Source organism: Pseudoalteromonas marina (assembly GCF_000238335.3).
Taxonomy (GTDB): domain Bacteria; phylum Pseudomonadota; class Gammaproteobacteria; order Enterobacterales; family Alteromonadaceae; genus Pseudoalteromonas; species Pseudoalteromonas marina.
Window position 1 is genome coordinate 564092 of sequence record NZ_AHCB03000005.1, and the last position, 15556, is coordinate 579647.

A 15556-nucleotide genomic window follows, 5' to 3' on the forward strand; every position below is an offset into this window, starting at 1 on the left:
TATAGTTGATTAATAGCTGCTAAACCGGCTTGTGTTTGTTAAACTCGAGTCAATTCAGTATGAGGTTTAAAATGGTTGAAATTCATAGTAAAGCACGTATTCGTTGGGCTTGTCGTCGTGGTATGTTAGAGCTAGATGTTTTGTTTATGCCGTTTGTAGAAGAAGCATACGATTCTTTAAATGCAGAGCAACAAGCTATATTTCAGCGCTTGCTAACACAAGAAGATCCTGATCTATTTGCATGGTTTATGGGCCATGAAAAATGTAAAGACGAGCAGCTAAATAGTATGGTACAACTCATATTAAACAGAGTTCGTGTATAGGTTCACTGTAAAAAATAATAAAGCCGACCACAAACCCATTGTGGTCTTTTTTTGTGTGCTTACTTTAATAATGTGTTTATTTTTAAGCTCTTTTTTGGCAATCCTCATATGTATTTTTGCCAACCTGATAACCGGGGTTTTAGTCTGGCGTAAAGTAAAAGCCTGCCAACCGCAAATGGGCGTGATTATTTTAGAGCCTAGTTTGTTTAGATTCGAAAATGACGTACATAAAATAGAAGGACAAATAAGTCCTAAAAGCAAAGTGTTTTTGGGCAGTGTTTGGCTATTCATAAAAGGATTTAATAACAACCATTGGCTTATTATTTCAGCCAATGGTGTTGATAAGCAAAACTATGCCCGATTAAAACGAGCTGTTTTGAGTGCGGTTAATGGCGCTCAGGGGTCAAAATAGTGGGGGTTGGGTTTTCGTTTTGCTCAGGGTAATCAATTGTGTAATGAAGCCCTCTACTTTCTTTTCTTTGCATTGCACTTCTAATTATTAACTCTGCTACTTGCACTAAATTACGTAGCTCGAGTAAGTTGTTACTTACTCTAAAGTTAGCATAATAGTCGTGTATTTCTTGTTGCAGCAACTCAACCCGATGTAGTGCGCGCTCTAAACGCTTAGTTGAACGAACAATACCGACATAATCCCACATAAATAGGCGTAACTCATGCCAATTATGCGTAATGACTATTTCTTCGTCCGAGTTAGTTACACGGCTTTCATCCCATTGCGGCAAGGTCATGGGTTCTGGTGCATGTTCAATTTTGCTTAAAATATCTTTCGCTGCAGCATGGGCAAACACAATGCACTCTAATAATGAGTTACTTGCCATTCTGTTTGCACCGTGCAGGCCGGTGTAAGCTACTTCACCAACTGCATATAGATTATCTAAATCTGTTTTACCGTTAAAGTCAGTCATTACACCACCGCAAGTGTAGTGTGCGGCAGGGACAACCGGAATCGCTTCTTTTGTAATATCTAACCCAACACTCAAGCATTTTGCATAAATGGTAGGGAAGTGCTCAATAATAAATTCTTTATCTTTATGGCTAATATCTAAGTAAACGCAATTAGCACCTAAGCGCTTCATTTCAAAATCGATTGCGCGAGCGACTATATCACGAGGGGCTAGCTCTTCACGTTCATCAAAATCTTTCATAAAGCGAGTGCCATCGGGGCGTTTTAAATACGCACCCTCACCGCGCATTGCCTCGGTAATTAGAAAGTTTTGTAATTCAGGGTGGTATAAGCTGGTGGGATGGAATTGATTAAATTCCATATTAGCCACTTTACAGCCAGCTCGCCAAGCCATAGCAATACCGTCACCGCTTGATACATCAGGATTAGATGTATATAAGTACACCTTGCTTGCTCCACCGGTCGCAAGTGCTACAAATTTAGCTGATATAGTTTCGACTTTTTTAGCTTTTTTGTTCCACACATACATACCCTCAACGTGTGTTCCTGCTTTGCCAGTATTTTTATCAGTAATTAAATCAATAGCATTGTATTGCTCAAGTAGAGTGATGTTTTTATGTAATTTTACTTGGCTTATTAATGTTGTTTGAACTGCTTTACCAGTCGCATCGGCGGCATGCAAAATTCGACGATGGCTATGACCGCCTTCTCGCGTTAAGTGAAAACGCTCTTTGCCTTTGCTATCAAATTCCATGTCAAAAGGCACACCTTGGTCAATTAGCCATTGAAGGCAATCGTGTGCATTACTTGCTGTATAGTGAACAGCTTCACGGTCACATAGGCCGCCGCCAGCATCCAGAGTATCTTCAACATGCGATTCAATACTGTCATTTTTTTTATCAAATACTGCGGCTATACCACCTTGTGCATAAAGTGTAGAGCCTTCGGTAAGCGCGCCTTTACTAATAACGGTAACGTTACAATAGTTAGCTAATGATAAGGCAAGAGATAAGCCAGCCGCGCCGCTTCCTATAATAGCGACATCTGCGATGTGATGTTTATTTTGGTTCATGTCAGGGGTACTTTGCGGTTACAATGCTTAAATAAAGCAGTATTTGTTTTTAATATTTGTAGTTGTATCATATTTGTCATACCACTATGTAGTGATTTTAATGGCTTAGCGCCGTTATTTATGAACTATTTTATATAAAAATAATATTAAGCAGAACTTTTTATTCATGTCGCGGTCAGAGTATTTGTGAACAATGGCGATAATATGAATAACAAGCAAAAACCAGACATAGGAGTACCGGCTCGAATGAGCGAGCAGGAATTGGATTTAGTGCTAGTAAGAAGAGTGCAGCAGGGCGATAAAAATGCCTTCAATCTATTAGTAAAGAAGTATCAAAACAAAATTGCAGGTTTGATCTCTCGTTATGTATCAAATCAAGGCGATATTGCTGATGTAGCACAAGAAGCTTTTATAAAAGCTTACCGTGCACTTCCCAACTTTAGAGGCGACAGTGCTTTCTATACTTGGTTATACCGTATTGCCGTTAATTGTGCTAAAAATTATTTAGTTGCTCAGGGACGTAAGCCGCCAGCTAATGATATTGACGCTGAAGAAGCTGAATTTTATGATTGTGGTGACTCGATGCGTTCAAACGCATCACCTGAAAATCTTTTATTAAGTGAAGAGGTTCGCGCTGTAATTTTTAATACAATTGATAGTTTGCCTGAAGACCTTAAAACCGCAATAACTCTCAGAGAAATTGAGGGTATGAGCTATGAAGAAATAGCTGTGGTAATGGATTGCCCTGTAGGCACAGTACGTTCGCGTATATTTCGTGCCCGTGAAGCAATTGATAACAAATTAAACCCATTAATAGGCGAGTCTTAGTATGACAAAAGCACACCTTAACAAGTTAGATAACGAATCGATATCTGCATTACTTGATGGCGAGCAGCACCTAGCTGATGCAAAAATTGCAGAGCAAGATGTTTCTACGTTTGGTCGTTATGCGTTAATTGGTGATGCAATGCGTGCTCAAAAAAATAACCACGACATCCATATTGATATTAGCGAACGCGTTGCTCTAGCACTTGAAAACGAGCCTGTATATGCTGACTTTACCCAGTCGAAAAAGCAGTCTGAAGTGGCCGATAAGCCAGACCAAAATAACGTAGTGGCATTTAATTGGCGTAAGCCTGTTGCTCAGCTTGCAATCGCTGCAAGTGTGGCAATGTTTGCGATTGTGGGAGTAAGCACGTTACCGCAAAGTGATCCACAGCAAAATGAAATCCCATTACTGCAAACAACACCGTTAACAGGTATGGCGTCACCAGTAAGCTACTCATCAGCGCCCGCTCTTGAAAACGCAGAGCAAGGCTTACGTGAATTGCAACAACAGCGTATTGGCGCGTTAGTATTAGAGCATCAACGTCAAGCACGTGTTGCTAACTCTCTTCAAACAGCGCAAAATGAAACAAAAGCGCAAGAGGAAAAAAACTAATTAAATGAAAGTAATCACTTTTGTTCTGTCGTTGGTATTGAGCTTTACTGCAGTTGCCAACGACTCAAATCCTGCCAAAATGCTATTATTAGAAATGGCTAATGCTGTTCATAATCGTAACTTTGATGCCTCGTTTGTGGTTGTTAAAGGTAAATCAATGGAACCCTATCGATGGGTGCACGCCAAACAGGGTGAAATTGAACTCGAACACTTGAGTTTGCTCAATGGCGCAGGCCTTGAAATGATTAGAGTCAACGACCAGGTAACTTATTTTGAACCTCAGTCTGAACCTTATTCACTAAAAACAGACTCTATTGCAGGGCCTATCCCAGAAGTACTTTTTAAAGACATACAGCGCTTAAGTGAGCACTACGATTTTGTACTTGGCGGAAAAGGGCGTATTGCCGGGCGTGCTGCACAGCTTGTACGTATAGAATCAAAAGATGAGCACAAATATAACTACTGGATTTGGCTTGATATGGAATCGGCGCTGCTATTAAAAGCTGCTTATGTTAACCATCAAGGAGAAGCTCTTGAGCAGCTTCAGTTAACCCATATTAGTGTGACTGAACAACCAGCACCTATGCTATTAGAAGTGTTAAATCGAAATTTTCCTACACCGTTACCTGAAAACGAATTGGAAGGAGTTGATAGTTCGTCAACTAACTGGAAAATAAGCTGGTTACCTGCCGGTTTTGAGCTACTCAAATCGGATAGACACAAGCTAGATTTGAATAACGAGCTTACGGATTACTATCTATATTCAGATGGGTTTGTTGAAGTGTCGGTATTTATTCAGCGACCACTACCTGGTAAACGTTTAAGTGGTGCACTCACCTCTGGCGCTACAACGGTTTATGTGCATAATGGCGGTAATTTTGATGTATCGGTTGTTGGTAATGTGCCAAGCCTAACTGCAAAGGCAATAGCCGAATCTGTTACGCGCGCTTTATAAACGATTCGTAAGGATTGTTATGATTGAACAAACCCTCACTGTAGTCGCCCTTAGTGGCCACACGGCTCATTTAGAAGCCGAGCAAAAGCAAGCTTGCGCTGGCTGCAACGGTCGTTGCGGCTCCCAAGTATTTAGTAAATTATTTGGCACTGCAAAAAAAACACTCCCTTATAAATTTGAGTCCCCTGTCGAAATAGGCCAGAAAATCACTTTATCCCTTGATGATAGCCATATGGTAAAACACGCATTTGCTGTGTATATGCTGCCGCTTTTTTTAAGTCTTGTTTTTGCACTTGCTACGTCTGAGTTATTACTAATGGGCGAAGGGTGGCAAATATTTGCAGCTGCGGTGGGCGGTGTTTTGGGGTTTTATATTGCAAAAACACGTGTTAAATCGCTCAGGCACGATATAAAAGTAGTAAAAATTCACCCAATTAGTATCCCTTTAACTCAAATAGATGGTGATTGACGCCAATTAAATGTAAAATTGGCGTTTTATACCCAAGTAACTTGGAAATACAGGAAGCTGTGATTTAAAACAATTTAATAAAAGTTAATCAGCATGGTTGCTGTGTGAGCCTTTATTGATTGTTTATATCATTTTTCGTCATTATGTATGTTTTAAATTAATTAACAAAAGCATGCTAAAACAAGTATTTGCAAGTCACTTAGGTATCCATATTTAGTCCTTTAAATAAGAAGTATTGAACTCAGTTTATGAAGCATATCCGTAATTTTTCGATAATCGCCCATATTGACCACGGTAAATCGACCCTTTCAGATCGTTTGATTCAAGTTTGTGGCGGTTTAACCGACCGTGAAATGCAAAAACAAGTTTTAGATTCAATGGATATTGAGCGCGAACGTGGTATTACCATCAAAGCGCAAAGTGTAACGTTGAACTACAAAGCAAATGACGGCGAAACATATCAACTTAACTTTATCGATACCCCAGGGCACGTTGACTTCACCTATGAAGTATCGCGTTCTTTGGCTGCATGTGAAGGCGCATTATTAGTTGTTGATGCAGGACAAGGCGTTGAAGCGCAAACTTTAGCAAACTGTTACACCGCAATTGAAATGGACTTAGAAGTAATTCCTGTATTGAACAAAATCGATTTGCCACAAGCAGATCCATTGCGTGTTGCTGAAGAAATCGAAGAAATTATTGGTATTGATGCTTTAGACGCTGTGCAGTGTAGTGCTAAAACAGGTGTTGGTATTGCCGAAGTACTTGAGATGATCGTCAAAGACATCCCGCCGCCAGTTGGTGAAAAAGATGAGCCTCTACAAGCGCTAATTATTGATTCATGGTTTGACCCATATCAAGGTGTTGTATCGCTTGTGCGCATTAAGCACGGTGAGCTACGCACGGGTGACAAAATTAAAATCATGTCTAACGAGCACATTCATACAGCCGATCAAGTGGGTATATTCACACCTAAGCAGACCAATACAGGTATCTTACGTACCGGTGAAGTAGGTTTTGTTATCGCAGGGATTAAAGAGATTCACGGTGCACCCGTTGGTGATACGATCACGCATCAAAGAAACGCAGCACCAGAGCGTTTACCTGGCTTTCAAAAAATTAAACCGCAAGTATATGCAGGTATGTTCCCAATTGCGTCTGACGAGTATGAGTCATTCCGTGATGCGCTTAACAAACTAAGCTTAAACGATGCGTCGTTATTCTTCGAACCAGAAAACTCAACGGCACTTGGTTTTGGTTTTCGTTGTGGTTTCTTGGGTATGCTCCACATGGAAATTATTCAGGAACGTTTAGAGCGCGAATACGATATTGATTTGATTACAACCGCACCAACGGTAATTTACGAAATCGTAACGAAGGACGAGCGCACTTTCCAAATCGATAACCCGTCTGACTTACCCGCAGTAAATGACATTGTAGAAATTCGTGAGCCGATTGTTGAGGCAAATATATTAGTGCCGCAAGAGTACTTAGGTAATGTAATTACCCTATGTATAGAAAAGCGCGGTAGCCAAACCAAAATGACTTATCACGGTAAGCAAGTTGCAGTAACGTATGAGTTACCAATGGCTGAAGTGGTAATGGATTTCTTCGATAAGCTTAAATCTACAAGTCGTGGTTTTGCATCGCTAGATTATAATTTTAAGCACTTTCAAACCTCAGACATGGTTCGCGTTGATATTTTAATTAATGGTGAACGTGTTGACGCGCTTGCAATTATTGCTCACAGAGACAGTGCGCAATCGCGTGGACGTCAACTTGCTGATGCACTTAAAGAGCTTATTCCGCGCCAAATGTTTGATATTGCAATTCAAGCCGCGATTGGCCAGCATGTTATTGCGCGTACAACTGTAAAACAGCTACGTAAAAACGTAATTGCTAAATGTTACGGTGGTGATGTGAGTCGTAAGAAAAAGCTACTCAAAAAACAAAAAGATGGTAAAAAACGCATGAAACAAGTAGGTAATGTAGAAGTACCTCAAGAGGCGTTTTTAGCTATTTTGAAAGTTGGCAAATAACAACAAAGGATTATAAATGGCTGGTTACTTTTCAATTTTATTGGTGCTGTTAACCTTAGGCTCAGGCTTAATATGGTTAATAGACCACTTAATGTATGCACCAAAAAGGCAAGAGCGTTTAGCGTTAGCACAAACCTCCGCTGGCGTAAAGTTAGATGATGAAACAGCAGCATTAATTGCACCAGAGCCAGTATTAACTGAAACTGCAAAATCGATTTTTCCGATGATTGCTGCTATTACTATTTTCAGATCGTTTATCTTTGAACCTTTTCAAATTCCGTCAGGTTCAATGATGCCAACACTACTCGTGGGCGATTTTATTTTAGTACAAAAGTATTCATACGGTATAAAAGACCCTGTTTGGCGCACTCAATTAGTTGAGATGGACGAGCCTGAACGTGGTGATATTGTTGTTTTTAAGTTTCCTGGTAATGAAACAATTGACTACATCAAAAGAACAATAGGACTACCTGGCGATAAGGTTGTATACCGCGATAAGCACCTATACATTCAGCCAAAGTGTGCTGAGGGTGAAGTAAACCGCAGTAACTTACAATGTGGTGAGTACAACAAAATTGACATGGAAGTGAAAGATAGAGGCGAGTTTATGCTTAAAGGCATGGAATCGGTTCGAATAAATGAATCGCTAACAGAAGATGGTCACGATATTTTAATTTACCCTGAGGTTCCAGAGAAAAAAGGTCGCTACTTTAGACAAGCTGGTACTCGCACCGATGAGTGGGTTGTACCCGCAGATCACTATTTTATGATGGGTGACAACCGAGATAATAGTGAAGATGGTCGATTTTGGGGATTTGTACCAAAAGAAAACTTGGTGGGGAAAGCTGTCTTTATATGGATGAGTTTTGAATTTGAGAATGGCCCTGATGATGTTTTACCAGGATGGGTTCCAACTGGTGTTCGCTTTGAACGCCTAGGTAATATTCAGTAACAATGAAAAAAAATGTAACAGAGTTATACAACAAAATCGGCTACGAGTTTTCTGATCAAGGTTTACTTGAACAGGCAATGACGCACCGCAGTCACAAAGGTCAGCATAACGAGCGCTTGGAGTTTTTAGGCGACTCAATTTTGAGTTTTGTTATTGCTAATGCACTTTATGCCAAATTCCCAAAAGCACGTGAAGGCGACTTAAGCCGCATGCGTTCAACACTGGTACGTGGTCAAACACTTGCTGAGTTTGGCGTTGAATTTGGTTTAGGTGATTACTTACGTTTAGGCCCAGGTGAGCTTAAAAGTGGTGGATTCCGCCGCGAATCAACACTTGCCGATGCAGTAGAAGCCATTATTGGTGCCGCGTTTTTAGATTCAGGTATCGAGCGTTGCAGCGAGCTTATTTTATCGTGGTACGAATCACGGTTAGATGCTATTTCACCAGGGCTTAACCAAAAAGATCCGAAGACCCTGCTGCAAGAGCATCTACAAGGTCGCAAACTTCCTTTACCAGGTTACACTGTGGTTGATACAAAGGGCCAAGCGCACAATCAAACATTCACGGTTGAATGTATTGTTGATGGAATGGATAGCATAATTTCTGTTGGTAGCTCACGCCGTAAGGCCGAACAAAAAGCTGCTGAAAAAGCATTGAAGATAATTAAAAATGAATCTTGATACCCTAATACAACCTCATGAAGGCGATATTGATACATTTTGTGGCATGATTGCCATTGTAGGACGTCCTAACGTAGGTAAATCGACTTTACTCAATGAGATTATTGAGCAAAAAGTGAGTATTACTTCACGTAAGCCGCAAACAACGCGCCACCGTATTATGGGTATTCATACAGAAGGTAAGCATCAAGCCGTTTATGTTGATACGCCGGGACTTCACATAGAAGAAAAGCGCGCAATTAACCGTTTAATGAATCGAGCTGCGTCTAGTTCAATTGGTGACGTAGAGCTGATTATTTTTGTGGTTGAAGGAACACACTGGACTGCTGATGATGAAATGGTACTAAATAAAGTATCGCAAAGCGGTAAGCCAGTGATGTTGGTTATTAATAAAATTGACCAAGTGAAAGACCGTGATTTAGTGCTTCCGCACATGAAGTTATTAGGCGATAAGTTTGACTTTGTGAGCATTATGCCCGTTTCGGCTAAGCAAGGTAAAAATGTTGACCTTATAAAAGACGAAGTAACCAAACGTCTTCCGCCATGTGAGTTTTACTTTCCTGATGACTACGTAACCGATCGTTCGATGCGCTTTATGGCTGCAGAGGTTATCCGTGAAAAGCTAATGCGCTTTATGGGCGAAGAATTACCTTACTCGGTTACTGTTGAAATAGAGCAGTTTAAATGGCAAGAAAATGGTGTTTGGCATATCAATGGGTTAATTTTAGTTGAACGTGAAACACAAAAGCGCATGGTTATTGGTAATAAAGGCGAAAAGCTAAAAGTAATTGGCCGTGAAGCCCGTAAAGACCTTGAAGAAATGCTCGATAACAAAGTATTTTTAGAGCTTTGGGTAAAAGTTAAGTCTGGTTGGGCTGATGACGAACGCGCACTTAGAAGCCTAGGCTATGGTGAAGACTAAAATAGTAAGTAACCTACTTTATGGATAGTGACTTCTATACCGCATATTTATTACATCGACGTCCTTATAGTGACTCACAAGTAATGCTCGATATGCTAGTAGAAGGCGTTGGCCAGCTTAGAATGATCGCACGAATTAGTGGCCGCCAGGCCACTAAACACAAAGCGCAATTACAACCTTTTCAACCTCTACTTGTTCACTATAGTGGTAAGTACGATTTAAAATACATTAATAAATTTGAGCTGCACGGCGCACCGCTTTTTCTATCTGGTGACGAGCTTTATTGTGGGTTTTATTTAAACGAGTTAACAAACAGAATAGTGCCTGTTAATGAGCCTATTGAACAAGCTTATGAGCTTTATAAATCTCATTTAGAAAACTTAAACCGTGGCGCCAATTTGCAATCTGTTTTGCGTTCGTACGAATTTCAATTACTTGAATTATTGGGTTACGGTGTTGATTTCAGTTTTGATACCAACGGTGAGCCAATAGATAAAGCGCTTACGTATAGTTATTTCTCTGAACTTGGTTTTGTTATCCAAGAAGATACTCGCTCAGGTTTTAGCGGTGAACAGCTTCAAGCAATAGCAAATCATGACTTTAGCCGAAAAGATGTGTTATATATGGCAAAACAGTTAAGTCGCTATTTACTAAAACCTTTGTTAGGTAATAAGCCATTAAAAAGTCGTGAGTTATTTACGGCCTCTCAATAAACGTAATTTTACAGGTAAAACAATGAAAGATATTCTTTTGGGTGTAAATGTTGATCACATTGCAACGCTTCGCCAAGCACGAGGAACAACTTATCCTGACCCAGCGCATGCAGCAAGCGTTGCAGAGCACGCTGGTGCAGACGGCATTACCATTCATTTACGTGAAGACCGCCGCCACATTCAAGACCGTGACGTGTACGTAATGGCAAAAACAATTCAAACGCGTATGAACCTCGAAACAGCAGTAACCGATGAAATGATTGCTATTGCTTTAGAGGTGAAGCCTGAATATGTTTGTTTAGTGCCAGAAAAACGAGAGGAATTGACCACTGAGGGCGGTTTAGATGTTGCAGGTAATATAAACAAAATAAAAGCGGCAACTAAAACCCTTACCGATGCAGGGATTAAAGTCTCATTATTTATTGACGCGGATACTGCACAATTAGATGCTGCAAAAGTCTGTGGCGCACCTTATGTAGAAATACACACCGGTGCATACGCAGATGCAACAAACGATAGTGACTTAAGCAAAGAACTTGAACACATTCGTCAAGGTGTACAATACGCAGCAAGTTTAGGCTTAATTGTAAATGCAGGGCATGGTTTAAATTACCATAATGTAAAACCAATAGCGGCTATGCCAGAAATTTATGAGTTAAATATAGGCCACGCTATTATTGCGCGTGCCGCCATTGATGGCCTAGATAAAGCGGTGCGTGATATGAAGCGCCTAATGATTGAAGCGCGGATTTAACTTTAATTATAACTAGCTGTTTTACTTAACTATCAAGTATGAGTGTTAAGGCATAATTGAAAGACGCGCTTAAAGCACGTCTTTTTTGTTTTTACTGTCCATTTTTGCGTCAACCAATAGGTTTTCAAGCTCATCTTGTAGCTCAAAAAGTTCAGGTTCTATATTTTCGAGCACGCACTCATTTTTAAGTGAAGTCTCAATAGTTTCAGCTAACGATTTTAATTTCGGTACACCGGTGTAGCAACACGCACCATGAAATTTATGAACAATGCTGAGTACTTGTTCGCAATCTTCATTATCAATAGCTTTAGTTAGTAAATTAAGCGTTTCTGGTACGCTTAAAAGCAGCATATTAAGCATTTCAAGCGCCAATTCGTTTTTTCCACCAGCCCGTTGTAATGCAAGGGGCCAATCTATTCGGCTACTCTCAAAAGGCGCTGGACTTTGTGGTATTTCATTTTTGCTTTTTTCACGGTTTATTGGCGTTTGTGGGCTGTGGTCGCTAATAATTTGTTTAAGTGTATCTTCATCAATAGGCTTGGTTAAATATCCTTTAAAGCCATCTTTCAGTAGTTGTTCTTTTTCACTATGCAGGGCATGTGCAGTTACTGCTATTATAGGTGTGTCTTCATTAAGCGATGACTCTTGGATAAGTTTACACGCGGTTATGCCATCCATTATCGGCATTTGAATGTCCATAAAAATAACATCGTACTTATGGCTTTTACTTAAACTATAAGCTTGTGAACCATTATGAGCGGTATCAATTACTTCAACCTGTTCATCGAGCAATGTACATATAAGTTTTAAGTTAGCATCGTTATCATCAACAACCAGCACTTTAAGCGGTAATAATTTTTGCTCGCTCTGCTCTATATTATGAACAGGATGGTCGAGTCTATATGGTGCGGCAAGCACTTCACATAACTTACGATGATTAAGCGGCTTACTTAAGCAAGCATCTGCACCGCTGCCAATAAACGCCTCACGCATATTATGTGAAACGGTATTAAGCATTAAATATAAATAGTCGGTCGAGTCTCTTACTGTTTTTACATAGCCTTTTAATAGTTGCATGTGATCAACCGATGCCATGTGACCAATTAAACAAATATCAAATTTAGTTTGGGTATTTTCTACGGCCGATAAAAAGCTGGCTTCGTTAAAGCATGGCGTTACATTTGCTTGCCACTCAGTCAATAAAGACAGTACAGCATGATGCGTATGCTCGTGCGGCTCAAGGTATAAAATACGCTTACCAATGAGTGACTTACTTGGTAGATCGTTTGTAAATACGTGATTAGGCAGTCTAAAAACACTATTAAATGTAAAACACGTTCCGTTACCAGGTGCTGAGTTTAACGATATTCGACCATTCATCGCTTCAACAATATGTTTGGTGATAATCAGGCCGAGGCCGGTCCCCCCAAATTTGCGCGTTATGCTTGAATCTGCTTGGCCAAAAGGAGTAAACAATGAATCTTGCTTATCCATTGGTATACCCACACCGGTATCTGTTACCGACACTAAAACAGAGGCACTTTCTTCATCAAGTAAGCGGTAGCTAATATCTACTTTTATAGAACCTTGCTCGGTAAATTTAATTGCGTTACTTAATAAATTAATAAGTACTTGTTTAAAGCGAGTAGGATCGCCAGTCAAATCGTCAGGGACTTGTGGGTTTATATAAATAGAGAGCTCAAGCTGTTTTTCATGGGCGCTTGGGGCAAGCAATGTCATTACTTCATTTACCGCATCGCGCAATTGAAATTGAATCGATTCAAGTTCCATTGCCCCAGCTTCTAGTTTAGAAAAATCTAAAATATCGCTGATAATAGTCATTAAACTATTAGCCGATAACATGATTGTATCGAGGTAATCTTTTTGGTGCTTGTTCAGTGGTGTTTTATAAAGCTGGCGGGTAAATCCCATTACACCATTAAGTGGCGTACGTAATTCGTGACTCATTTTTGCTAAAAAGTCAGACTTAACACGGTTGGCATCTTGTGCTTCTTTTTTTGCCATTGTGAGCTGAATATTTTGCGTTTCATATTGTTCAAGCGTTTCACGATAATCACTGGTTGCTTGGTCAATATTTTTTTGCATTTCGTCTTTTTGCATCACCATAGTATCGGCTATGGTATTTAATCCTTCACGAAGAATATCAAATTCACCCAACATGGTATCGGTAAGGCCAGTACTTCTTTTTCCCTCAACGAGTTTGTCGGTTGCAAGTACTAACTTATTTAAAGGGGTCATGAACATGCGGCTAAGTTTAAATGCCATAATTGCCGCTAATACCAAAGATAAAATAATAACAATGCCACTAATAAGTAAGGCGCGTTGTTGGCCTATAACGGCTTTATCTTTGTTTAGCTGTAAAATGACCGTACCTAACGATGTTTGAAAGGCTGAAGCGTCCCATTGAGTATTAGGTGAAGAATGACCAACAATTGGCGTATAGAAAGTGATTATATCTTTTGAGGATTCTATTTTTGTGGCTTTAAGTGATGCAAGAGACGCTTGATTGATTAATTCATCGAATGATCGGTGGTAATTACTCGTCATCAACAGCTCGTTGTTAGTGTCAAATATAGCAATTGACTTAATAGACGGGGAGTGCCGATTATGTGTAAAACTAATTAAACGATTTAGTAATACTTTATTTTTATCAAGAAGCGGTTGTTCTAAGGCAATTGCTAAAGGCTCTGAAATAGTTGCACCTTGCTGATATAAAATTTCATCAAGCTCAATGTAACGATTTACTGTAAAATAACCACCAAGCAGCAATCCAATGATCACAGTGGGGATCAGGGTCAAAGTTAAAACAGAATCACGTAAGCCTAATTTGGTCATAGTGGGAGCATTATTATCATTATTAGTATGTTTTGAGTATATACGTTTCGATGCCTATTCTCAAAGCTTCACCTACACGTGATTAGTTACGAGTTTTAACCTAAATAAATGTAAGGTAATGCCACATGGCGCAAATTTTTAAAGCGAAAAAAAAACCTCTTCAGCAAAAGTCAGTGGTGCTCGATATAACAAATATGGATCACCAAGGCCGTGGCATAGCAAAATATAACAATAAAGTATGCTTTGTCGCAGGCGCATTACCGGGCGAGAAAGTAAAAGCGACCCTTGTTGATGATAAGGCGCGTTACAGTAGTGCAATTACACACAAAGTGATTAACGCAAGTGAAGCCAGAGTAGCGCCTTTTTGTGAGCATTATAACCATTGTGGAGGCTGTCAATTACAGCATTTAGATGTAAACCAGCAAGTAGTTGAAAAGCAAGCCGCAGTTGAACAGCTTTTCGAAAAATTTGCCAAGCAAACAAATTTAAACTGGCAAGCTCCATTATTAAGTAGTTCAACGCATTATAGGCGAAGTGCACGGATATCGGTTATGTTTGATAAGGCCGCTAAAAAAATACGTATAGGGTACAGAGCGAGTGGTTCAAAAAATATTGTAAGTATTAATAAGTGTGCAGTTTTGACTGACGCCTATGAAACTGTTTTTACACTCTTTGATGAATTAATTAATCACAATAAGTCATTACACAGTATAAGCCACCTGCAATTATGCCAAAGTGAAACGCATAACTTTGTAGTTATTCGTCACACTAAAGCAATTAGTGATGAAGCAAAGGCTGTGGTCATAAAAGCCTGTACGCCTTACAAATACTCAGTTATTTGGCAAAGCGAAAGTGATGTAATTGACCATACTAATATTACTATGCCTTACTATTACCTAGATGAATTTAAACTAAAATTTGAGTTTGGTTTGGATAATTTTATTCAAGTTAATGCTCAAGTTAATCAAGCTATGTTAAAACAATCGGTAGATTGGCTTGGTTTAAGTGGTAATGAAAATATATTAGATTTATTTTGTGGTATTGGTAACTTTTCACTTGTGCTGGCAAAACAAGCAAAAACGGTGATTGGTATAGAAGGTGTTGCTTCTGCGGTTGCAATGGCCGCGCAAAATGCGCAAACTAACTCTATCAGTAACGCGCAGTTTCATTGTTTTGATTTAACGCAAAAAATACAAAATGCGCAGTGGTTTAATAAAAACCTAGATGTGTTGGTATTAGACCCTTCACGTACTGGTGCAATGGCTATATTAGAGCAGTTACCTTTAAAGCAATTTAAAACAATTTTATACGTCTCTTGCGACCCTGTTACCCTAGCCCGTGACAGCGCTATTATTTCGCAAGCAGGCTTTGAGCTCAACAAAATTGGGCTAATGAATATGTTTCCTCATACTGGGCATATTGAAACTATGGCGTTATTTCAACGGAGGTAAAGCG

Annotated in this window: 15 protein-coding genes; 13 read left to right on the forward strand and 2 right to left on the reverse strand. The window is 39.7% G+C overall.

Going from position 1 to position 15556, the window contains the following annotated elements; all coding sequences use genetic code 11:
- Window positions 1–71: 71 nt before the first annotated feature.
- The gene (locus PMAN_RS02645; protein ID WP_006794140.1) at window positions 72–323 is read left to right on the forward strand and encodes an FAD assembly factor SdhE; all 252 of its coding nucleotides are present in this window, start codon (window positions 72–74) and stop codon (window positions 321–323) included.
- A gap of 94 nt (window positions 324–417) precedes the next feature.
- Complete coding sequence (locus PMAN_RS02650) at window positions 418–735, forward strand: hypothetical protein (RefSeq protein ID WP_422613652.1); 318 nt, start codon at window positions 418–420, stop codon at window positions 733–735.
- Here the strand turns inward: PMAN_RS02650 and nadB are convergent.
- Complete coding sequence (gene nadB, locus PMAN_RS02655; protein ID WP_006794142.1) at window positions 710–2320, reverse strand: L-aspartate oxidase; 1611 nt, start codon at window positions 2318–2320, stop codon at window positions 710–712. The genes PMAN_RS02650 and nadB overlap by 26 nt on opposite strands.
- A 246-nt stretch (window positions 2321–2566) precedes the next feature.
- Here nadB and rpoE point away from each other — a divergent pair, with 246 nt between their 5' ends.
- The 10 genes from rpoE to pdxJ all read left to right on the forward strand — a co-directional run bounded on the left by rpoE (window position 2567) and on the right by pdxJ (window position 11245).
- Window positions 2567–3148: an RNA polymerase sigma factor RpoE gene (gene rpoE, locus PMAN_RS02660; RefSeq protein WP_006794143.1), complete on the forward strand. Its 582-nt coding sequence runs from the start codon at window positions 2567–2569 to the stop codon at window positions 3146–3148.
- Window position 3149: 1 nt separating this feature from the next.
- The gene (locus PMAN_RS02665; RefSeq protein WP_010555863.1) at window positions 3150–3761 is read left to right on the forward strand and encodes a sigma-E factor negative regulatory protein; all 612 of its coding nucleotides are present in this window, start codon (window positions 3150–3152) and stop codon (window positions 3759–3761) included.
- Between the two features lie 4 nt (window positions 3762–3765).
- Window positions 3766–4716: a MucB/RseB C-terminal domain-containing protein gene (locus PMAN_RS02670; RefSeq protein WP_010555864.1), complete on the forward strand. Its 951-nt coding sequence runs from the start codon at window positions 3766–3768 to the stop codon at window positions 4714–4716.
- 19 nt (window positions 4717–4735) lie between these two features.
- On the forward strand, window positions 4736–5185 hold the full coding sequence (locus tag PMAN_RS02675; protein ID WP_006794146.1) for a SoxR reducing system RseC family protein: 450 nt from the start codon (window positions 4736–4738) through the stop codon (window positions 5183–5185).
- Between the two features lie 248 nt (window positions 5186–5433).
- Window positions 5434–7224: a translation elongation factor 4 gene (gene lepA, locus PMAN_RS02680; protein ID WP_006794147.1), complete on the forward strand. Its 1791-nt coding sequence runs from the start codon at window positions 5434–5436 to the stop codon at window positions 7222–7224.
- A 16-nt stretch (window positions 7225–7240) separates the two neighbouring features.
- On the forward strand, window positions 7241–8176 hold the full coding sequence (lepB, locus tag PMAN_RS02685) for a signal peptidase I (RefSeq protein ID WP_010555865.1): 936 nt from the start codon (window positions 7241–7243) through the stop codon (window positions 8174–8176).
- A 2-nt stretch (window positions 8177–8178) separates the two neighbouring features.
- Complete coding sequence (gene rnc / locus PMAN_RS02690) at window positions 8179–8856, forward strand: ribonuclease III (RefSeq protein ID WP_006794149.1); 678 nt, start codon at window positions 8179–8181, stop codon at window positions 8854–8856.
- Window positions 8846–9778, forward strand: coding sequence for a GTPase Era (gene era / locus PMAN_RS02695; RefSeq protein ID WP_010555866.1), 933 nt, complete (start codon window positions 8846–8848; stop codon window positions 9776–9778). Before rnc ends, era begins: the two co-directional genes overlap by 11 nt.
- Before the next feature lie 20 nt (window positions 9779–9798).
- Window positions 9799–10491, forward strand: a complete 693-nt coding sequence (recO, locus tag PMAN_RS02700) for a DNA repair protein RecO (RefSeq protein WP_010555867.1) — start codon at window positions 9799–9801, stop codon at window positions 10489–10491.
- A 22-nt stretch (window positions 10492–10513) separates the two neighbouring features.
- The gene (gene pdxJ, locus PMAN_RS02705) at window positions 10514–11245 is read left to right on the forward strand and encodes a pyridoxine 5'-phosphate synthase (protein ID WP_010555868.1); all 732 of its coding nucleotides are present in this window, start codon (window positions 10514–10516) and stop codon (window positions 11243–11245) included.
- A 69-nt stretch (window positions 11246–11314) separates the two neighbouring features.
- On the opposite strand, the gene barA is transcribed toward pdxJ, so the two are convergent.
- The gene (gene barA / locus PMAN_RS02710) at window positions 11315–14101 is read right to left on the reverse strand and encodes a two-component sensor histidine kinase BarA (protein ID WP_010555869.1); all 2787 of its coding nucleotides are present in this window, start codon (window positions 14099–14101) and stop codon (window positions 11315–11317) included.
- A 125-nt stretch (window positions 14102–14226) separates the two neighbouring features.
- On the opposite strand from barA, the gene rlmD reads away from it, so the two are divergent.
- Complete coding sequence (gene rlmD / locus PMAN_RS02715) at window positions 14227–15552, forward strand: 23S rRNA (uracil(1939)-C(5))-methyltransferase RlmD (RefSeq protein ID WP_010555870.1); 1326 nt, start codon at window positions 14227–14229, stop codon at window positions 15550–15552.
- Window positions 15553–15556 lie beyond the last annotated feature (4 nt).